The following is a 22049-nucleotide window of genomic DNA, read 5'->3' as shown; positions in this document are numbered from 1 at the left end:
CGATGTACAAGGTAGGCAAAGGAGTAAGGGCTCCTTTGCTGTTAAATACCGTTTCCGTCACGCTTTTATTCATGATTATTGGCCTACCAGTATTGGCTATTATTCTGTTTGCGATTTTCCCAAAAATTAATGAGCTTTCATTTGCGGCGCCTTTTAGTCAATTTATTCCTCAGTTACAGGATGAACGACTGATTGTCGCTACGTTAAATTCCACTCGATTGGCGCTGGCGGTCACTTTTAGCTCAATGTTAGTCGCTGTGGTGCTGGCTTATATGCGCAGTAAAATGGCGGAATCCATTGGTCGTATGTGGGATGTTTTATTACTAATTCCGTTTTTGATTCCTCCTTATATTGGCTCGATGGGGTGGATGCAGTTGCTTCAATCTAATGGTGTATTAGACCAATGGTTGAATATTAATCTGTCCAACGTTTTGTTTTCGTTTTCTGGTGTCGTGTTCGTGATTACGTTGCACCTCTTTCCTGTTATCTATTTTTCAGCGGCTAGCGCATTTAAAGTGATTGGACAACGCTATGGCGATGTCGCAAAAATTTATGGCGCAAATTCGAGACAAATATTTAGCCGTATTTTACTGCCTTTAATCGTGCCTACTTTACTGTCTACAGGGTTAATTGTTTTTGTGTTAACCGTGGAAGAGTTTGGTACGCCGAACATTCTAGGCAGTCGTTTTGGTTTTCAGGTAATGGTCACCGCCATTGAAGAGAAAATGTCAGATTGGCCGATTGATTTGTCTGGAGCCTCGGTTTTGTCATTATTGTTGGTCGTTATTGCGATCAGTGCTTATCTTTTACAAATGTTCATCACGCGACGCTTTGCGTGCAAACTAGATAATCAAACAATGACATCTGTGCCATCCAAGAATGTGTGGTTTTCGGTGGTTAGCAATGTGATTTTTTTCATCGTGGTGTGCTTAGCGGTGGTAATGCCTATATTTGCTATTGTCTCATCCTCATTGATGCGAACTGTTTCTTTAGGGCTGCAATGGGATAATTTGACCTTCAATGCTTACACGCATTTGTTTTTCTCAAACAGTGACGCGCTGTCTGCTATTTATACGAGTTTAGGGCTGGCGGCCATGGCCGCTGTGATCACTGCAATCATAGGAATGTTGGTTGCGTTTACGCTTATTCGTTTAAAGCCAAGAGGCAAAGCGGTATTAGATATTCTTGCACTACTGCCTAATGCGATCCCTGCCATGGCTCTGTCAGTAGGGTTGATCCTTACTTGGAATCAGACGTTTTGGCCAGTCACGCCCTATAACAGTCTCTTGATTTTGTTATTAGCGTATGTCTGTTTAATGTTGCCTTATCCAATACGAATGTTAAGTAATGCGATGAAACAGTTACCACAGTCGTTGGATGAAGCCGCGGCCATATACGGCGCTAACTTGTTCGTATTAATGTACAAAATTCTATTCCCACTAATGATCCCTATCATGGTTGCGTCCAGCTGTATTGTGTTTGCTATCTCTACTCGGGAGCTGGTGGCTTCCTTAATGTTGGTGCCTGCTGGAACAGAAACGGTTGCCACTTACGTATTTAATCAATTTGATCAAGGTTCAATTAGTTCAGGAATGGCCATGAGCTTTATTGTGATTGTGATTTCGGGCGCGCTTATTGCGTTGGGACAATACATGTCAAAAAGATACTTATCATGAATGCAATTGAAATTAACAATATATCCAAGTCGTTTGACGACAAAACAGTCCTGCACGATATTAATTTGACGGTGGCGAAAGGGGAGTTTATTTCGCTTTTAGGGCCATCTGGTTGCGGTAAAACGACCTTGCTAAGGATAATCGCAGGGCTGGAGTTGCCTGATACTGGGAAAATTCAAACCCCAGCGAATACCTTTGTAGATAGGGCGACTGATGAATACTTGCCTGTTGCCAAGCGTAAGCTCAGTTATGTCTTTCAAGATTATGGTCTGTGGCCGCATATGAGTGTATTTGACAACATTGCCTTCGCGCTAACGCTGCAAAAAATGCCTAAAGCAGACATCAAAAAACGCGTCAACGAAGTGTTAACCTTAGTAAAGCTAGTCGGCCATGATGACAAGCTTCCAGAGCAATTATCAGGTGGTCAGAAGCAGCGAGTATCGATTGCCAGAGCCATGGCAGGATCGCCAGACATTATGTTGTTAGACGAGCCATTATCGAATTTAGACGCCAATTTACGTGAAGAGCTGGGCAAAGAAATCCGTGAGCTCACCCATAAACAAGGCATTACTTGTGTCAATGTCACCCATGATCGTAAAGAGGCGCAGCTGTTGTCTGATCGAATCGCCTTGATGAAAGACGGTGTAATTCATCAGCTAACAGATCCGGTTCGATTATTTAAACAACCTGCTAGTAAATGGGCTTGTGAGTTTTTAGACGCAGGGAATTTGATCGAGGGTCACATGATTCATCGAGAGTTGGGCGAATGGCTGGTTCCTCGCACCGCGTTTAAAATAGAAAACGACAACGCCGACACTCGCTTATCACTCCATGTAGACAGTTGCCTATTTTTAGATGACCGTTTTGAAATTGCCGCATGGCTAGCGAATGAAAAAGTGTTCTTTTATAGCGAAGCGCCCTTTGATGTAGGGCAAAACATTTTTGCCTCTTTATTAGAAGAGAACTTAGTGTCTATCAAAGCCTAAGCACAATATAACACTGCATTTATGACTTCTTATTGTGGATGTTCGTCTTGCGTATCCGATGAGCATCCACAGTCTATTCAAAATCTAAATCCTTATTTCTATATCTAAATTTGCGGAAAATTTAACGCATCGAGAGTACAAATAGACCTGCACAATAAAAAAGTACATCAGCCAGACAACTGGCGCGATTATCTTAGTTATTAGGAGGACATATGGAATACCGACGTTTAGGAAAAGCGGGGTTAAAAGTCTCTGCATTATCATTAGGATCATGGGTTACTTTTGGCAAGCAAGTAGACATGAGCGATGCGAAAACCTTACTCAAAACGGCTTACGATTCTGGAATAAATTTTTTCGATAACGCAGAAGGTTATGAAGCAGGAGAATCTGAGAAAATCATGGGCGCTGCTATCAGCCATTTAGGGCTAGCGCGTGATACCTTTGCGGTATCGTCCAAAGTATTCTGGGGCGGCGATCATAAAATGCAAATGGGCTTAAGCGCCAAGCATGTTCGAGACGCGTGTGATGCTGCATTACTTCGCTTAAAAGTTGATTATTTAGACTTGTATTACTGTCACCGTCCAGACATAGACACTCCCATCGAAGAAACTGTTCGAGCCATGCATAACTTGATCCAACAAGGCAAAGTAACCTATTGGGGAACGAGTGAATGGAGTGCTCAGCAAATTACGGAGGCACACGCGGTCGCTCGTGCTCATCACTTAACGCCACCGACGATGGAACAGCCTCAATATAACTTATTGCATCGAGATAAGGTTGAAGGTGAGTTTCTGCCTATCTATGAAAACTTTGGCATGGGACTCACTGTTTGGTCACCGCTTGCCAGTGGGATTTTAACGGGCAAGTACAATGACGGTATCCCAGATGACAGTCGTTTGACCTTGCCAGGCTATGAATGGTTAAGAGATTTATGGACCAGTGAAGATGGCAAACTAAAACTGGAAAAAGTGAGACAACTGAGCGCATTAGCCAATGATATTGGTGTGAGCATTACTCATTTATCACTGGCTTGGTGCTTGAAAAATCCTAACGTATCAACGGTTATTTTAGGCGCATCAAAATTGTCACAACTGGAAGATAATCTGCAATCCATCGAGGCATTGGAAAAACTAACACCTGATGTGATGGAAAAAATCGAATCCATCCTAGGTAATAAACCAGCCGCGCCAGAGCGCTTCGGTCAGTAGTTTTTCAGGTTGAATGTCTTTTTTAATGTTTTTCTTAATGTGTTCTAGAGCGTTTTTCGAATGCATCGCGATCGTCGAAAAAGATAATTCAACAGGCTCTTGATGTGAACCATGCCAGAAAGTAAGGCTTTAATGACGTTAGAAATCTAACGTCATTAAAGCCTTTTTTTTGAGAATCGTATGGTGTAAAAGCCAAAAGTAGGGCGGATCGGTATTCCGCCCTCAACATTACTTAGTTGCTTTTTTCGACATTACTTTTAGGTTTTCGAGCCCAATAGCCAGTGAGTCCATAGTGCTCATAAATGGCCATTTCATGCTCTCGATTTAGCGTCTCAACGGAGCTGTACTCAGGGGCATCTTTTATTAATTGTCGATTAACATCGACTAAAACAGAGCGATCAAACCATTGAACTTTTTTGATCCATTCAGGTGAGATCAGAACTTGATGTCCTCCCCACCAATTACTGGTATCAATCACAAGATAGCGCACCGCCCAAGTATCTTCTTCTACTAACAATCCAGATACATGGCCAATATCACCATCGATAGCGTGAATGTGGTAGCCAACAATTTCTTTCGCGCTACGTAAATCAGGATCTGATTTTTGAAGATTTTCACGTTTGCTTTCATCAAAGAAATGATTGTTCTTTGGGTCGCGTAGCTCCGTAAGGGCGTCATTGTAGTCGGGATTTAGCAAATAGGGGTACATGTCGCCGCCCCATAGCTGGTTTCCTTCCCAGTAATATGGATAGCCATAAAAGTTGAGATAGTCCATTTCATGCTGTCGTGAAACGGGTTTATCAGCATCAAGATTAGGGCTGTTTTTAACCTGATCTTTGGTGATTAATACCGGCAGTATTTTATTCTTCCAATCCGCTTTTTGAATGGCGATTGGCGAAATTAGCACCTTATGGCTGGATAGCCACGATCCTGTTTCTACAACAAAATAACGGACCGCCCACGATAGGTCATCAAACAGAAAGTCTTTTACCGCGCCGATATTTCCGTCACTGGCTGAAATCGTATAATCGTCTAGTTCTTTAAGGTCGCGCAACATGAGCGAATCTCCTTTTTCGAGGTCAGTGTTTGTATTAGTGATTAGAAAAATCGAGTACGACTCGCGACGGTACGTCACCATTTTGTAGTCGTTCAAAGACATCATTGATCGCAGAAAGTGGTTGTAACTCTATGTCTGCCTTTACCTTGCCCTCGGCCGCAAAAGCGAGTGCTTCAGCCATATCAAGGCGTGTTCCAACAAAGGAACCGCGGATGGTGATGCAATTAGCAACAACGTCGAATAATGGGGTTGGAAACTCGCCCGGTGGCAGTCCAACGAGAGCGCAGGTTCCACGTTTTCGAGTCATAGCCACCCCTTGGTTAAAGGCGATTAATGACGGTGCGGTAATCAATACGCCATGTGCGCCACCGTTTGTTGCTTTAATAACGGCTTCTACCGCGCCAGGTTGCTTCGCATTCACCACGGCATCAGCACCGAGTTTAGTGGCGTGCGCAAGTTTACGATCGTCTATATCAACCGCACAGACACGAAGACCTAATGCTTTGGCGTACTGAACGCCGAGATGGCCTAGCCCACCAATACCTGAAATAGCAATCCATTGACCAGGTCGTGCCCCAGTTTCTTTGATGCCTTTATAAGTAGTAACGCCAGCACAAATGATTGGCGCCGCTTCTACGGCGGAAAGTCCATTAGGGATATGGGCCACATAATTAGGATCAGCAACAATGTATTCTGCGAAGCCGCCATTTTTTGTGTAGCCGCCGAACTCAGCTTCGCCACAAACAGTTTCCCATGCCGCTAGACAATGTTCGCAATGACCACAGGCAGAATAGAGCCAAGGAACACCGACACGATCGCCTTCTTTCACCGCAGTAACACCATCACCTAATGCCACCACAATACCAATCCCTTCATGGCCAGGAATAAAAGGAGGAGTGGGCTTTAATGGCCAGTCACCATGCGCAGCGTGTAAGTCGGTGTGACAAACACCACAGGCCTCAGTTTTAACGAGAATCTGACCAGGGCCTATGGTTGGAATATCGAGTTCTTTTAGTACCAATTTTTGACCAAACGCTTCAACGACGGCCGCTTGCATTTTTTTACTCATGAGAGACTCCAGTGATTGATTGCAAATGAAAAGTTATTCATAACCACAAAAATGAAAATGAGAGTGCTGTCTCAACTCGTCAATTCCTATCATTCAAAAACAATAAAACATTAGTCTTACCAAAAGGTGATGTCGGTGCGTTGCCGTACAGACTAGGGCCACAAAATTTCCTACGGTACTGGGTAAATAAAGGGATCTTATAAGTAGGGAATAAAAACTTTTTAGGCTGAATGAAAAGATGTTGTATTTCAGTTGGTTAAGGTGATGTTTTCTTTTTTACTAAGTTATATCACTATCTTTTTTATCAAGGTTGCACCTGTTTATTTAATTCTGTTTTTTAATATTAATCCGACTGATTTCTTTGGCTTTTCGACGAAAGGAATAAATACAAAAGTAATGGTTAGTTTCCTGACATAGAACAAAACATTCATTCACGAAATCATTACATAATAGGCCGTTTCTTATATTTCGTTTTCTACTAGTGAAAACTTTAAATTTAACGATATTTGTACCTGAGTTCTTTAGGTGGTTTTCAAATGGATGTTTTTAAAAATTAAAAGTTTAAAAATAAAAACTTCTTTGTCTGGAAAGGATATCAAAAATGACGTTTAAATTTCCAAGCGCTTACACCATTCTCTTTTTGTTAATAGTGTTAGTCGCTGCTGGTACTTGGGTTGTTCCCGCCGGTAAATATGATCGTGTACAAAGTGTGGCATTAGGAAAAGAAGTACCTGTTCCTGGTACTTATAAGCATGTTGAGTCAAACCCTCAAGGTGTGGTTGCTGTATTTCTTGCGCCTATTGCTGGATTTTATGATCCAGACAGTTATGAGGCTGCCGCGATTGATGTCGCGTTGTTCGTGTTAATTATAGGTGGTTTTTTAGGCGTAGTTACCAAAACGGGAGCGATTGATACCGGTATTTCTCGCGCTATGGTGAAACTTAAAGGCCATGAAAAATGGATGATACCCATTCTAATGGCTTTATTTGCACTTGGCGGAAGCACCTATGGCATGGCGGAAGAGTCACTTGCATTCTATGCGTTGCTTATTCCCGTGATGATCGCAGCAGGGTATGACTCTGTGGTTGCTGTGGCGGTTATTTTACTGGGTGCTGGCATTGGTTGTTTAGGCTCAACGATCAACCCGTTTGCTACTGTTATTGCTGCGAATGCGGCTGATATTCCTTTTACACAAGGCATAGGATTGCGGTTTTTCATTTTACTGAGTGGCTGGTTAGCGTGTGTTATTTATGTAATGCGTTACGCCGCTAGGGTTAAGAAAGATCCTTCTCTCTCTATCGTTGCAGATCATCGCGCAGAGATTGAGCAGCAATTTATGACAGAAGCCCATAGCGATACAACTTCTATTTTGACCTTGTCACAGAAAATCGTATTAGTGATTTTTGCTTTGACATTTGCTGTGATGATTTGGGGTGTATCAAGTCAAGGCTGGTGGATGGCGAAGATGGGGGCGCTGTTTATTGCTTCTGCTATTTTAATTGGTTTTGTGACCAGAATGGGGGAGAAAAATTTCACGGATGTCTTTATCAATGGCGCTCGTGACCTATTAGGTGTGGCTATTATTATCGGCATTGCTCGTGGCATTGTGGTGGTTATGAATGCTGGTCATATGACCGATACTATTTTGCATTTAGGTGAGCAAGCCCTAAGTGGCTTGCCCAACGTGGTGTTTATTAATGCCATGTTTGGCATTGAAGTTCTCATGTCGTTTTTTGTTCCTTCATCATCAGGGTTAGCGGTACTAAGTATGCCAATTATGGCGCCACTAGCGGATTTTTCTGGTGTGGGTCGAGAGTTAGTAGTAACCGCTTTTCAGTCTGCAAATGGTTTAGTTGATTTGTTTAATCCTACTTTTGCCGTGGTAATGGGGGCCTTGGCCATTGGCAAAGTGCCTTATGAAAGATGGTTGCGTTTTATTTGGCCGCTATTGTTAATTCTGTGTGTGCTCATCATGGGCTCTCTCAGTATTGTCGCACTCAGTTCATAAATAATGGTGTATTCGTACCTTGTATGGGCCTTTATTTATAGCATTTCTACTGCTTCACAGGCCTTTTTACTCAATATAAAAGGACAGAAAGATGATTGAGTTTGGTGTTCATTCTGAAATCGGTAAGTTGCGTAAAGTGATTGTTTGTCGGCCGGGCCTTGCCCATTCTCGTCTTACTCCTGCCAATGCGGCTGAACTGTTGTATGACGATGTTTTGTGGGTACAACAGGCTCGTACAGACCACATGGACTTTTGCATGAAGATGGAAAGTCGTGGTGTACAAGTGCTTGAATTTGGTCAATTACTAAAAGAGACACTGCACAATAAAAAAGCGCGCGCTTGGATTCTAGACCGTCGAATTGACGAAAATCAAGTTGGCGTGGGCATGTTAAATGAATTGCGAAGCTGGCTAGAAGGTATGTCAGACGAACAATTGGCGATTTTCTTGATTGGTGGTATTTCGGTCCACGATTTACCGTTCAAACCTCATGGCATGTTTGGAAATTATTTAGGCGGTGATGGCTTTGTTATTCCTCCATTACCGAATACTCAATTTACTCGAGATAACAGCAGCTGGATTTACAATGGCGTCACTGTGAACCCAATGTATTGGCCAGCACGTCGCCCTGAAACCTTATTGGTTACCGCTATTTATCAGTTTCATCCTGAGTTTGCTCCGGCCTTTAATAATGGTGATTTCAAAATCTGGTGGGGTAACCCAGATGAAGATCATGGTCCAGCAACTGCCGAAGGGGGCGATGTGATGCCACTAGGCAATGGTAACGTGTTGATTGGTATGGGAGAACGTACTTCACCTCAAGCAGTAGGGCAAATTGCGCAACGTCTTTTCGAGCAGGGAGCCGCTACGCGAGTAGTTGCTTGTCAAATGCCTCGTTCTCGATCAGCAATGCATTTGGATACTGTGTTTAGTCAATGTGACCGAGACGTCGCGACGGCTTTTGTTGATGTCTGTGATGAAATTCAATGTTACAGCCTAAGACCGGGTGACAATGCCGAGCATATTGATTTTCGTAAAGAAGATAAGCACTTGTTTGATATCGCAGCCGACTGTGTCGGCGTCAAAAAGCTGAATATAGTGCAAACAGGTGGTGACAGTTACCAGAAAGAACGTGAGCAGTGGGACGATGGTAATAACGTGGTTGCACTAGAGCCGGGTGTGGTGGTTGCTTATGATCGTAATACTTATACCAATACCTTGTTACGAAAAGCGGGTGTGGAAGTTATTACGATCAGCAGTGCAGAACTAGGCCGAGGTCGTGGTGGTGGCCATTGTATGACATGCCCTGTATGGCGTGATCCGGTTGAGTCTTAAGTTTTACATTCAAGTGGTAAGTGTTATTAGGTTTTAAAATGCATTTTACCCACATGAAATATTGGCTGAATTCAGTTTTTTGAATTTAGCCAATTTTCGTTCAAATTATTGGTATATCAATAGGCAAGGAATTTTTCGATGTCATTCAATTTACGTAATAAAAACTTTCTTAAGTTATTAGATTTTAGCCAGCGGGATGTTAATTTTTTATTAGATTTGGCACGAGACCTTAAGCGAGCTAAATATACGGGTATGGAAAAACAGGGTTTGAAGGGTAAAAACATTTGCCTTATTTTTGAAAAATCCTCTACGCGTACTCTATGTGCATTTGAAGTGGCTTCTTTTGATCAGGGGGCTCAAGTTACTTATTTAGGACCTTCTGGTTCACAAATCGGCAAAAAAGAATCCATGAAAGACACGGCTCGAGTATTAGGTCGCATGTACGATGCCATTGAGTACCGTGGCTATGGCCAAGACATTGTGGAAGAGCTGGCTAAATACGCTGGAGTTCCTGTTTTTAATGGATTGACTGATGAGTTTCATCCCACTCAGATGCTTGCTGACTTGTTAACCATGCAAGAGCACAGCCGTAAACCATTATGCGATGTTAGTTACGCATTTGTTGGTGATGCTCATTCCAATATGGGGCATTCATTGATGATTGCTGGCTGTTTAATGGGCATGGATGTGCGCATTGCTGCGCCTAAATCGTTATGGCCAAGTGATGAATATTTGATACCAGCCCGTGAATTGGCAGAGCGTTATGGTGCTAGGTTAACCATTACAGATGACCCAAAAGAAGCCGTGAAAGGTTGTGACTTTATTCACACCGATGTGTGGGTTTCTATGGGTGAACCTGACAGCGTTTGGAAAGAAAGAATTGAGCTATTAACGCCTTTCCGGGTAGACAGCGAGTTGATGAAGGCGACTGGTATGAGCAATACGAAATTTATGCATTGCTTGCCTGCATTTCATAATCGCGACACGGTTATTGGTGAAGAAATGTTTCAAAAATTTGGTGTTTCCGAAATGGAAGTGTCCGATGAAGTATTTGAATCCGTAGCGGGTATTCAATTTGAGCAAGCAGAAAACCGTCTACATACCATTAAAGCCATGCTAGTGGCGACACTGGGTAGCTAAGGAGTAAGGGTATGCGGATTGTAGTCGCTCTCGGTGGTAACGCGTTGCTAAAACGCGGTGAACCTCTCACCGCGCAGGCACAGCGAGCCAATATTAAAATTGCAGCGCAAGCGTTGGCAAAAATAGCGGTTGATAATGAGCTGATTATTACCCACGGAAATGGACCTCAAGTTGGCTTACTTGCGTTGCAAGGCAACGCTTATAAGCCGAAAGAGCTATACCCTCTAGATGTGCTTGGTGCAGAAACAGAAGGCATGATTGGCTACATGATAGAGCAGGAAATGGGTAATTTACTGCCTTCTGAACGGCCGATCGTGACTTTGCTTACAATGGTAGAGGTCGATTCAAAAGACCCTGCTTTTAGCCATCCTGCTAAATTTATAGGTCCTGTTTACGACGAAGACGAAGCCCAAAAAATAGCCAAAGAAAATAATTGGTTTATTAAGCCTGATGGCGATAAATGGCGCCGCGTCGTACCGTCACCTTTGCCCAAACGTATTTTTGAAATTCGTCCCATTCGTTGGTTGTTAGAAAAAAACACCATTGTTATTGCCAGTGGCGGCGGTGGTATTCCAACCATGTTTGATGAGGCTCATCATCTTCAAGGTGTTGAAGCGGTGATCGATAAAGATCTATCCAGTGAATTATTGGCACGTGAATTGAATGCCGATTTATACATTATGGCCACAGATGCCGCCGCGGTATTTCTTGACTGGAATACACCAAAGCAGCGTGGGATTAAACAGGTTAATCCCGAAGACTTAGCAAAGCATACGTTTGCTGAGGGTTCGATGGGGCCAAAAGTCAGTGCGGCGTGCCAGTTTGCTCAGAGCACGGGTAAAACCGCTGCAATTGGCTCTTTAGAAGACTTAGAGGCGATTGTAAAAGGCTTGGCAGGCACTCATGTTAACAAGCAGGCGGTAGGGATGACGTGCTATTGATTGGATGTTTAATCAAACGCTTATGTCTTTAATGTTATCTATTTTTAATATTTTACTTATCGTCATTGTTATTAAAAAAACAACCAACGATTAACCTCTCAATCAGCCTGATGTAATGGAGATTTTTAACATGGCTAGTACACGCTTTCCGGTAAAATTGTTTGTGATTGCCGCCTTGTGCGCGGCGGTTGCTGTCGCGGGCGGCTGGATCTATTACCAGCGTCATTTAGAGCCTGAACTGCCAACTTCCATTGCTTCTGGAAATGGTCGGATTGAAGCCGTTGAATACGATATAGCGACCAAATATCCCGGACGAGTGGAGAAGGTGCTAGTCAATGAAGGCGACATGGTCGAACAAGATCAAGTACTCGCTAAAATGAACACAGATTCGATCAATGCTCAATTGAGGGAAGCCCAAGCCAGTCTGCGTGAAGCGCAAAGTAATCGTGATTACGTGCTTGCTATGGTGACGGTTCGTAAAAGTGAATTAACCTATGCCAAAAGAGAGCAAGAGCGCTCTGCTACTTTAGCGAAATCTGGGCATATCTCTCAAGAAAAACTGGATCAAGCAAATACTCAATACGCGACGGCAGCGGCAATGCTTAAAGCGGTTAATATTCAGGTTACGCAAGCAGAGTCAGGTATTGAGGCGGCCGAGGCGGCGATTAATCAACTACAGGTGACATTAAAAGAGACGAATCTAACGACGCCTATTAAAGGTCGAGTGCTTTATAAGCTTGCACAGCCAGGCGAAGTGCTAGGATCAGGAGGGAATGTCTTAACGGTTCTTGATTTGACCGATGTCTCCATGTCTATTTTTGTACCTACGGATCAAGCAGGCAAAATACAAGTCGGCAGTGACGCTAGAATTATCCTTGATGCCATCCCTCAGTATGTGATCCCTGCGACGGTTTCATTTGTGGCCGCTAGGGCACAATTTACGCCTAAAGCGGTTGAAACCCGCTCCGAGCGTGAAAAGTTAATGTTTAGGGTGAAAGTGAAAATAGACCCTAAGCTGTTAAAAGAATATATAAACTCTGTAAAAACAGGCGTACCTGGCGACGCTTATATTTTGTTAGATCAAAAGCAGGGTTGGCCTAAAAATCTACAGGTTAAATTGCCATAATGGCTAATTCTAAATCCAGTGTTGTCTCATTGTCTTGTGTCTCACACCGATATGGTGAGAATGACGCGGTAAAGCAAGTCGATCTTGATATTCCATCAGGCTGCATGGTCGGCTTGATAGGACCTGATGGGGTTGGTAAGTCTACCTTATTGGCTTTGATCGCAGGGGCTAGGCAAATCCAAGAAGGTACGATCCGTGTGTTTGATGGGGATATATCAGACGCGCAGTATAGAGACGCTATCGCACCAAGAATTGCCTTTATGCCACAAGGATTAGGCAAAAACTTGTATGCGACCTTGTCTGTGTTTGAAAACATAGATTTCTTTGGCCGTTTGTTTGGCATTCCTGCAAAGCAACGACACCAGCAGATTAATGAGCTTTTATTGGCGACGGGGTTGGCTGAGTTTCGTGATCGACCCGCTGGTAAATTGTCGGGAGGAATGAAGCAAAAATTAGGTCTGTGTTGTGCTTTGATCCATGCGCCAGACTTATTAATACTCGATGAGCCCACCACAGGTGTTGATCCATTGTCGCGCCGTCAATTTTGGGAACTGATCGGGCATATACGCAAGCGCCGTGAGGGCATGAGCGTCATTGTTGCTACCGCCTATATGGACGAAGCGGAGTTGTTTGATTGGATTATCCCTATGAATATGGGCAAGGTGTTGGATACCGGTACGGTAGCCGAAATCAAACAGCGAACCAATACGCAGACCCTTGAAGCGGCGTTTATTAACTTATTGCCTGACAGCGTGCGCAATGAACATGCGGCTTTATCTATCCCGCCGTTAAACCTCAAAGACAATAAAATTGCGATTACGGCAAAAGGTCTGACCAAAACATTTGGCGACTTTACGGCGGTGGATAATATTAATCTAGAGATCACGCAAGGTGAGATTTTTGGCTTTTTAGGATCAAATGGTTGCGGTAAGAGTACGACCATGAAAATGCTGACCGGATTATTGCCTGTTAGCCGTGGTGAAGGCTTGTTATTTGGCAGCCCTGTTGAGTCTAATTCAATGGCGATTCGTCATCGAGTTGGCTATATGTCTCAAGGTTTTTCCTTGTATGGTGAATTAACCGTACGTCAAAACTTGGAACTGCATGCCAAGCTATTTCATATGCCCGCAGACAAAGCCAAAGAGCGCATAGAGAGTTTGCTAGATCGGTTTACCTTAAGGTCTTATCAAGGGGTGAACTCCGCCGAATTACCTTTAGGCATCAGGCAGCGGTTGTCGTTAGCGGTGGCGGTTGTACATGATCCTGAATTGCTCATCCTTGATGAACCGACTTCTGGGGTGGACCCCGTTGCCCGTGATAATTTCTGGGCATTATTGATTGATCTTTCACGTAATCATGGCGTGACTATCTTTATTTCCACCCATTTTATGAATGAGGCAATGCGTTGTGATCGTATTTCACTGATGCACGCCGGAAAGATATTAGTAACAGACACCCCAGAGGTTATTAGTAAGTCGCGGGATTCAGAGACCCTTGAAGACGCTTTTATTTCGTATTTAGAAGAAGCTCAAGGAAATAAAACAGCGACACCTGCGCCACAAAATACTATTGATAAAGAGTACCCCATTCCAGTGAACCGGGCGTTTAGTCTGCGTCGATTATTTGGGTTTAGTTATCGTGAGTCCTTGGAAGTGTTGCGCGATCCGATTCGGTTAGCATTCGCTTTATTAGGCTCCGCCTTGCTTATGTTGGTACTGGGTTATGGCATATCGTTAGACGTTAATGATTTGACCTTTTCTGTTTTAGATCAAGATCATACTCCAGAAAGTCGTAATTATATTCAGAGTATTTCGAGCTCACAATATTTTATAGAGCACTCAGCGCTTAGCTCTAACGAAGAACTTGATAGACGTATGCAAGATGGCGAACTCAGTTTTAGCGTCGTGATTCCACCGGGTTTCGGCGTGGATTTAAAGCGTGGACGGGTCCCTGAAGTCACCGTTTGGGTGGATGGTGCTATGCCATTTCGGGCCGAGACAATAGATGGTTATATGCAGGGAGTACACAGTGCGTATTTAACGGACTTGACCTTAAAATCATTAGGTTATGTGCCGACTATTTTGCCTATTAATATCGCCTCTCGTTATCGTTTTAATCAGGATTTTAAAAGTATTTACGCGTTAGCGCCCAGCGTGATCCCGTTGCTATTGATGTTTATTCCGGCGATTTTGACCGCCTTGTCAGTAGTACGAGAGAAAGAAATGGGTTCCATCGTGAACTTATACGTAAGCCCAGCGACCAGGCTAGAGTTCCTGTTAGGTAAGCAGCTGCCCTATATTATTATTAGTATGGTGAGCTTTGTTATATTGCTGTTTGTGACGGTATATATCTTTAAAGTGCCAATAAAAGGTGATCTTTTTGCCCTCTATAGTGCCGCGCTGATTTACATTATTGCGACCACCGGTATCGGTTTGTTTATGTCGACCTTTACGAAAACGCAAATCGCCGCACTGGCGGGTACCGCCATAGTGACGCTGTTGGTAACGGTCAGCTTTTCAGGTTTGACCAGCCCTGTGTCCTCTTTAGAAGGAGTGGGGCGGCTGATGGGTGAGTGTTGGCCAGCAACGTATTTCATTATCATTATGCGGGGCATAGTCACAAAAGGGCTTGGCTTTTCAGAGCTGTCTTCGTCTTTTCAATCACTGCTCGTATTTGCGCCGTTGTTTACCTTGGTTAGTGTGATCTTGTTAAGGAAGCAGGGAAAATGAGAAGTCGAATGTTAGATTCTAATATCCTGCAGTTAAGCATCAAAGAATTTCGTAGCCTATGGCACGATAAAATCTTATTGATATTGATTGTGTGGGCGTTTAGCGGCGGTATTTATGTGGCCTCTACTGCCTCGTCTCAAGAACTGCACAATGCACCCATTGCGATTGTTGATGAGGATGGTTCTCCACTGTCTAAAACAATAGGGAATGCATTCAATGAGCCTTATTTTAATAAACCTGAGTACATTAATTATAGCGCCGTGGAACCTGCTTTAAATTCAGGGCAGTTTACTTTTGTCGTGATCATTCCATCAGGTTTTCAGAGTGACATGATGGCGTCTAAACAACCAACCATTCAAATCAATATCGATGCGACCCAGATGTCCCAAGCAGGGATCGGTGATGGGTATATTCAGAATATAATCAGTGGCGAGGTCAATAAATTCGTTAGCGGGACATTAAAGTCGTACAAGCTTCCTGTAAAACTCATTATACATAATAAGTACAATCCTAATCTTACCAGCAGTTGGTTTGGGAGCATCATGGAGATTATCAATAATGTCACCATGCTCTCTATCATCTTGGCAGGTGCCGCTGTTATCAGAGAACGCGAACATGGCACATTGGAACATTTACTGGTTATGCCGGTGAAACCAATAGAAATTGTGCTTTCCAAAGTGCTGGCTAACGGTGCAGTCGTGCTGTTTGCGGCGACCTTATCACTCATTTTTATCGTTCAATATGTATTGCAGGTCCCTATTAAAGGCTCTATTTGGCTGTTTGTATTGGGCGCTGCTCTACATTTGTTTGCCACGACTTCGATGGGGATCTTTCTTGGTACCATCGCGAGGACAATGCCGCAATTAGGCTTGCTGTTTATCTTGACGGTACTGCCGTTAGAAATGCTATCGGGCGGGATAACACCTTATGAAAGCATACCGCAACTCATACAAGATCTTATGCAGGTGGCTCCCACCACACACTTTGTTAACTTATCACAAGCCATTTTGTATCGCGGGGGTGGTTTTAGCATTATCTGGGAACAATTAGTGATTCTATTGCTGATTGGTAGTGTCTTCTTGTTGAGTGCGGTGAGTCGCTTTCGCTCCTCTGTCGCCAATGCCTAATATAGCACGACAGTACTAAGCTCAAGCTTAGTCATCACGGCAGAGATGCCATACAAAGAAGCCATACAAAGAAGTGAGGAGCAGCACAAGGGTGTTCCTTATTTTTATTGTGTATCTTTATAATCTATAATGGTTTTCTTCACAATCCTGTATATTTTTCCATAGTTTTACATTCTCTTTATGCTTTTTTAAAAATATTTATTGTTTTGATATTTGAAATAAGTATAAAGAATAAAAGGAATAGAATGAAATGTGCTCTGGTAATATCATAAGAAGCACTACTATAATGAAGGGGTACTAGATTGAGCCATTACGCTTTTTCTCAAGATTTTGACAATAAAAATAAGAACGGAGCCAGTCATGACAATTTCTTCAAAATATTCATCTAGCATGTTTAAAATAAGCCTTGTTACCTTATCGGTAGCGGCGGCATCCTCTGCGTATTCAGCAGGCTTTTCACTTGGTGACCAAAGTGCCACAGCGTCGGGTTCAGCCTTGTCTACCGCAGCGGCTTCTGATGAGGATATTTCCTTTAGCTTCTGGAACCCTGCGTTATTCCTTAATGCGAAAAAGAACACCTTCTATGTGTCTGGGGCATACATAATGCCTAAAATGGACGTGACTAATATTGAGGCTAAAGATGCGACTCGTGCACCTGCCCCAATAGATATTTCAGGATCATCAACCAATACCAATTCTGTTGATAATGTTATAGCGCCTTCATTTTATTATGCTATGCCATTGTCTGATAATACCGTAGCGGGCATATCGCTCAATGCGCCTTTTGGCTTATCTGGAGATTATGGTGATGATTGGAAAGGTCGCTTTCATGCAACAGAAACCGGTCTAAAAGACATTGCACTGAGTTTTGCCCTTGCTCATCGAGTCAATAACTGGTTCTCAGCAGGTGCCAGTGTTCAGGTGCATAAAGCGGATGTAACCTTAAAATCACAAGTAGGCAATACTTCAGCAGGAGCTGCTTCAGAGGGTAGTGGCGATATTGAAGCGGACGATGTGGGTTACGGATACAGTCTAGGGGTGTTGTTTAAACCAGTGAAAGGCACTCGAATTGGTATTGGTTACCGGAGTAAAGTAGATTTCGACTTTAAAGGGAATGTAAAATATAAAAATGTTGCTGGTATAAATGCTGGTTTAGCAACACTACCTGCAGCAGAAAGATATCAATTAGACAACGCTGATGTTAGTGACTCGCTCACATTTCCAGATGTGTTAACTATCAGTTTAGCTCAAGCGCTAACGCCGAAACTGACGTTGGGGTTAAGTGCTATCCGAACTGGTTGGAGCTCAATGAAAGACGGTTTAAATATCGACTTTGATAGTAGTCAGCCTAATTCCAAGTTGACCTTTGGCTTTGAAGATCAGTGGATGTACTCCGCAGGTTTGACCTATGATTATTCACAGCAGCTAACCTTGCGAACTGGTATTGCGATGGATAATTCTCCAGTGACCGATAAATATCGTTCAGCAAGAACACCAGATGGCGATCGTAAGTGGTATTCCATGGGGGCAACATACAACATTAACGATATGTCGTCTGCTACCTTTGCTTACACGCATGTTGCGATAGACAGCGTATCAGTTAACCGTGATGGTACTGGTGAAGATGCCGCACGAGGTTCTTACAGTGCAGATTACTCCTCATCTGCAGATGTTATATCGTTAGCTTATAATATGTCGTTCTAACATATCGTACTTCCCTTAGATAAACAAAAAGCCAGATCTTGAAAAAAGTCTGGCTTTTTGTTGTCTGGACTTCCCAGAGTTTGCTAGTCTGAAAAGCCCTGTCAACGATTAATAACCTGTTGCTTGTTTTGAGGTTCAAGAGGTCATTGATAATTGTCTATTTGAGAGGACAATAAGGTCTTTGGAGCCTTTGATATAATTGCTGCGAAGTCAGTTAGCATTGCTGTGAGTGGATTTGTGTTGGGTAAAAGAGACCTGTGTTTGACAAAAGAGTAATGTGAATGCGTGAAAGCCTATGTTTGTGGTGATAGATGTGGAGTAAAAGCGCAATGGGTGTCGAAAACGTTGGGTGCAATAACCGCTAAGTAGCAGTTATTAGCTAGCGATTATTGGCTAGCGTTTGCTAGTAGCTAAGCGGTATTGGAGCATGGAGGGGAGCAGATGAAATAGTAAAAGATAAGTGAATCTTTAGTTAGTAAACCATTCGAAGCTCTTTTGCTTTCTCATTGTTGTTTTCAGTCCAGTCTGTCATTGGAGACGGTTTTGCAAAGTAATACCCTTGCAATACATGGCAGCCTAGAGAAATCAGTAAGTTGGCTTGCTCCTTGGTTTCAATCCCTTCAGCAATGACTTTCATGTCTAGGGATTGTGCGAGCTGAATAGTGGATTTTACAATGTCTAGATGACGTTGATCATTCGGTAGTGGTGCGACAAAGCGGCGGTCAATTTTCAGCACAGTTGCCGGTACATCGATCAGTTGCCCCATGGTTGCTTGCCCTGTACCAAAATCATCAATAGCAATGCGAAAGCCATATTGGTGCAATGCCTTTAATCGTTTATGAATCAGGGGATTAGTCATGACGGGACTGGTTTCGGTTATTTCCAATTCTAGTAATTCACCTAACCAGGGCTTGTCTGCGACCAATGTCATCATCAGAGCAAAAAAGGTATCACTCATCAGCTCTTGGCCAGCTAAGTTGAATGCAATTGGGGTATGAATCTTTTCTTCGTGCCATTCGGTTAGAGTAGGGATTAAAGAACGTAATAAATTCTCAGCTAATAAAGGCAGCAGGCCTAATTTCTCAGCAAGGTTGATAAATACAAAAGGCGATACAAAGTTACCATCCTCTTTTTGCCATCTAGCGAGCGCTTCAAAAGAACAGATTTGGCGACTAGGGGATACTTGAGGTTGTAACCATAAAACGATCTCGTTACGTTTGATGGCGGTATTCAATAGCAGTCCCAGTCGATGTTCTTCAATGAGTCTGTTCTCAAGTTGGTTATTATAATAAGAAAACCTATCTGCAGTAGTAGAGTACTCCAACGCCATTTCACAATGCTCTAGTAATTCTTCGGCATTGTTACCATCTGTTTGGTAATAGGCAATACCAATCTGATAGTTCATGTTTAATGTTTTTCCATCCAATCTGATCTGTTCAGGAAGGACGGACTTGATTAATGCTGATAAATTTTTCTGTACTAAATACGCTTGGCCTACAGGAAGAAAACAGGCAAATTTAACCCCTCGTAAGCGACCTATAATTGTCTGATCTGACAACTTACTTTGCAGTGTGTTTGAGAAGTTTAAAATAATACGATTCGCATTGTCTTTTCCGTATTGTTTGTTTAATAGCTTGAATTGGCTGATACGGATAATAAACATAGCGCCAGTAAAATGATCATCTTTTGTTTGGATTCTCTGATTAGCTAGGCTACAAAAATAATGATGATTAGCTAAGCGAGTTAATGCATCAAAATGCACTAAACGGCTATTTGTTTCTTGTGTACTTTCTAATGCTTGTTTCAGTGCTTTAAGATGCGAGACGTCTTGTAGATGAAGCATATAGTGACCATTGTTAGTCAGTATTGCTCTATGGACTTCAATATTAACTGTTTGGTCTTTTTTTAATGTGCACTCAGCGTTGCTGACCTGCCAAAAGTACTTTTCTTTTTTGTGCCCAATAGGGGTTAACCACGATTGGATGTCACTGTTTTCTATTTTGTGTGAGCTAGAAATAGACAATAGCTTGCGAGCGCAATAGTTGGCTTTTAATACCTTACCGTGCTTATTGCAAAGCAATGTGGGTGTGCCAGTGTGTTCGAAAATTTCTTCTGATAATGCATAGTTCCGGTTTAATCGAGCGTATAAAGATTTGAGATGGGCCATGTTCTTTTCCAGTGTGAACATGATCCGAGAAACGGCTAATGGAAGCCCTACATTGAGTGTTAAAAAACTAAGAACCTGAAAGTAAAAAGACGTAAAGGCGGGAACTAGGCCATTACCACGCATCTCTAAACTGTGTGAATCTGAGACAATCAAATAAAATGAGCCGATATTAGCAATGCTAAGCAGTAGTGATAAGCGAAAACCAAAAAATAGCCTTGCCATCAGAGGAAGTGAGTACAAAGAAATTAAACCGTATTTTACTGCGTTTGAATCTTTCGACAGAGTCACGAGTAGTAAGCCGATGGTGGCTAAGGTGCTAAGAAACAAGAATGAGGTGGCTTTGGTGTATTTTTTACAAAAACATAATAAGCCACAAAGGAGCACTAAACAGGTACTATTGATCGCTAAAAAGAATCCACTGTTTTTTTCAGATGAAAGGAAAAGACTGTTTAACTCTACCCCTAGTAGTACGAGTAAAGTTAAGGTAATCAATATCCTAAGAGCACTTTGTTGAAAAGAGCTCTTGTTGTACCTATTAAGTTGGGCACTATCAACTAAGAAAAACTCTTTAAAAAAGTTAATTAACATTGATCAACTTCATCTATGAAATAAAAGAACTGAGTAAATTCAGGTATTTATAGAGGCTACCTAAAATTTTAAGCTATGACTATCTTGTTTTTCGTTATAAACGAATAATTTCGTCAAGAAATTGTCAGGAATCAAAAGGTGGTAGTCTTTGATGTGAAAATGAGATGAGGAATGAAGGCTAAATCATTGATGCGCAATTCTAATGTATTGTCATATTCGCACAATATAAGACAAAAGGATGTGTTGTCCATTCGTCTCATATTGTCTTGTTCTTAGCCATTACATTGATAATGGAAGTTGTTCTGCACGGCGGTTTTTAAATCATACTCACATGCCTTTTCTCGCATTAGCCCCTTACCTTCCCATGAAACGCTCATAGACTCTGGGGTTTTGCGCCCATAACTTGGAATGAAGCGATAAGCAGCAATAACATCAACACTGCTATTGGGTCCTAACTGTACACTTTCACCTATCAAGCGCTGACGCGTCTCTACATTATAAAGTGTGTAATCAGTGGCGTGTTCACGTTTGCCGTTCGCATGTTCAAAGTTTAACCATATTTTACGATAGGTTTTTGAACTCGTCGTTGGATTGTTTAGACGTAAGCGGGTGTAAATGATTTGCGGGGTCGAGAGACTAGGTTTGGAGTTTATTGTGGATAATGAGTTAGAAACTTTAACGTAGGCACTACTTTGTGTTTGCCAAGGTGTTTTTGCACCGAAAGAGGCATCAACAATTTCGATATTTTGTTTATGAAATAAGCTGGATAAATAATGAGTTGCATCTTTTATGGGGGCATAGAGAGCCACTACTGCTAGTGCTCCAATAATAAGCGTGCTCATATTCTGTTTTGATTTTTTAATGGTTAAGCAAATCATATCCACAGCCTCGTCTGTTATTTATACTGTTTGTTTATACAGTACTGTATATAAAAACAGTAAATGTGTATAGCGTTTTTTGTGAAATCGTGTGATTTTTGTTCTTGTTTTCTAAATAACCTTGATAAATCAAGAGAATAAAGAAATCTTAAAATAATATTTGATTTTATCTAATAGACTGAAAAACATAGCATTATTGATGATTCCCACAGCCTTCTTAACGGTTTTTGTGGACAAAATAATAGCGTCATATTTTTTAAACATTTCCCCAGATTTTGATATTTAATAGCAATATAAAGGCCAATCTTTATA

15 protein-coding genes are annotated in these 22049 nt (G+C 42.3%); 11 read left to right on the top strand and 4 right to left on the bottom strand.

Features of this window, described 5'->3' with window-relative positions:
- Positions 1 to 35: 35 nt before the first annotated feature.
- The 3 genes from V6259_RS06610 (at position 36) to V6259_RS06600 (ending at position 3870) form a co-directional block, all read left to right on the top strand.
- On the top strand, positions 36 to 1676 hold the full coding sequence (locus V6259_RS06610) for an ABC transporter permease (protein WP_341583841.1): 1641 nt from the start codon (positions 36 to 38) through the stop codon (positions 1674 to 1676).
- Positions 1673 to 2662: an ABC transporter ATP-binding protein gene (locus V6259_RS06605; RefSeq protein ID WP_341583840.1), complete on the top strand. Its 990-nt coding sequence runs from the start codon at positions 1673 to 1675 to the stop codon at positions 2660 to 2662. The genes V6259_RS06610 and V6259_RS06605 overlap by 4 nt, the downstream gene beginning before the upstream one ends.
- 212 nt (positions 2663 to 2874) lie before the next feature.
- Positions 2875 to 3870, top strand: a complete 996-nt coding sequence (locus V6259_RS06600; RefSeq protein ID WP_341583838.1) for a potassium channel beta subunit family protein — start codon at positions 2875 to 2877, stop codon at positions 3868 to 3870.
- Positions 3871 to 4102: 232 nt separating this feature from the next.
- On the opposite strand, the gene V6259_RS06595 is transcribed toward V6259_RS06600, so the two are convergent.
- Positions 4103 to 4927: a PRC-barrel domain-containing protein gene (locus V6259_RS06595; protein ID WP_133011287.1), complete on the bottom strand. Its 825-nt coding sequence runs from the start codon at positions 4925 to 4927 to the stop codon at positions 4103 to 4105.
- Between the two features lie 34 nt (positions 4928 to 4961).
- Positions 4962 to 5996 (bottom strand): alcohol dehydrogenase AdhP, encoded by a 1035-nt coding sequence (adhP, locus tag V6259_RS06590; protein ID WP_341583837.1) that lies wholly within the window; start codon positions 5994 to 5996, stop codon positions 4962 to 4964.
- A 601-nt stretch (positions 5997 to 6597) separates the two neighbouring features.
- On the opposite strand from adhP, the gene V6259_RS06585 reads away from it, so the two are divergent.
- The 8 genes from V6259_RS06585 (at position 6598) to V6259_RS06550 (ending at position 18104) form a co-directional block, all read left to right on the top strand.
- A complete protein-coding gene (locus V6259_RS06585; protein ID WP_341583836.1) occupies positions 6598 to 8004 on the top strand; it encodes a YfcC family protein in 1407 nt (468 codons plus the stop codon).
- Positions 8005 to 8095: 91 nt separating this feature from the next.
- Positions 8096 to 9337 (top strand): arginine deiminase, encoded by a 1242-nt coding sequence (locus V6259_RS06580; protein ID WP_133011290.1) that lies wholly within the window; start codon positions 8096 to 8098, stop codon positions 9335 to 9337.
- A 138-nt stretch (positions 9338 to 9475) separates the two neighbouring features.
- Complete coding sequence (gene argF / locus V6259_RS06575; protein ID WP_341583834.1) at positions 9476 to 10477, top strand: ornithine carbamoyltransferase; 1002 nt, start codon at positions 9476 to 9478, stop codon at positions 10475 to 10477.
- 11 nt (positions 10478 to 10488) lie between these two features.
- On the top strand, positions 10489 to 11418 hold the full coding sequence (gene arcC, locus V6259_RS06570) for a carbamate kinase (protein ID WP_341583833.1): 930 nt from the start codon (positions 10489 to 10491) through the stop codon (positions 11416 to 11418).
- Between the two features lie 130 nt (positions 11419 to 11548).
- Positions 11549 to 12544, top strand: a complete 996-nt coding sequence (locus tag V6259_RS06565) for an HlyD family secretion protein (protein WP_341583832.1) — start codon at positions 11549 to 11551, stop codon at positions 12542 to 12544.
- Complete coding sequence (rbbA, locus tag V6259_RS06560; protein ID WP_341583831.1) at positions 12544 to 15273, top strand: ribosome-associated ATPase/putative transporter RbbA; 2730 nt, start codon at positions 12544 to 12546, stop codon at positions 15271 to 15273. Before V6259_RS06565 ends, rbbA begins: the two co-directional genes overlap by 1 nt.
- On the top strand, positions 15270 to 16400 hold the full coding sequence (locus V6259_RS06555; RefSeq protein WP_341583830.1) for an ABC transporter permease: 1131 nt from the start codon (positions 15270 to 15272) through the stop codon (positions 16398 to 16400). The genes rbbA and V6259_RS06555 overlap by 4 nt, the downstream gene beginning before the upstream one ends.
- Positions 16401 to 16760: 360 nt before the next feature.
- Positions 16761 to 18104 carry an OmpP1/FadL family transporter gene (locus V6259_RS06550; protein WP_341583829.1) on the top strand — a complete coding sequence of 448 codons (1344 nt, stop codon included), beginning with the start codon at positions 16761 to 16763 and terminating at the stop codon, positions 18102 to 18104.
- Between the two features lie 472 nt (positions 18105 to 18576).
- Here V6259_RS06550 and V6259_RS06545 read toward each other — a convergent pair whose 3' ends face one another.
- A complete protein-coding gene (locus tag V6259_RS06545) occupies positions 18577 to 20559 on the bottom strand; it encodes a bifunctional diguanylate cyclase/phosphodiesterase (protein ID WP_341583828.1) in 1983 nt (660 codons plus the stop codon).
- Between the two features lie 572 nt (positions 20560 to 21131).
- Positions 21132 to 21737 carry a hypothetical protein gene (locus V6259_RS06540; protein WP_341583826.1) on the bottom strand — a complete coding sequence of 202 codons (606 nt, stop codon included), beginning with the start codon at positions 21735 to 21737 and terminating at the stop codon, positions 21132 to 21134.
- Positions 21738 to 22049: the final 312 nt, after the last annotated feature.

It is taken from the genome of Marinomonas sp. TI.3.20 (genome assembly GCF_038155025.1).
In the GTDB taxonomy this organism is placed as follows: domain Bacteria; phylum Pseudomonadota; class Gammaproteobacteria; order Pseudomonadales; family Marinomonadaceae; genus Marinomonas; species Marinomonas flavescens.
This window is presented reverse-complemented; position numbering and strand designations above follow the sequence as displayed.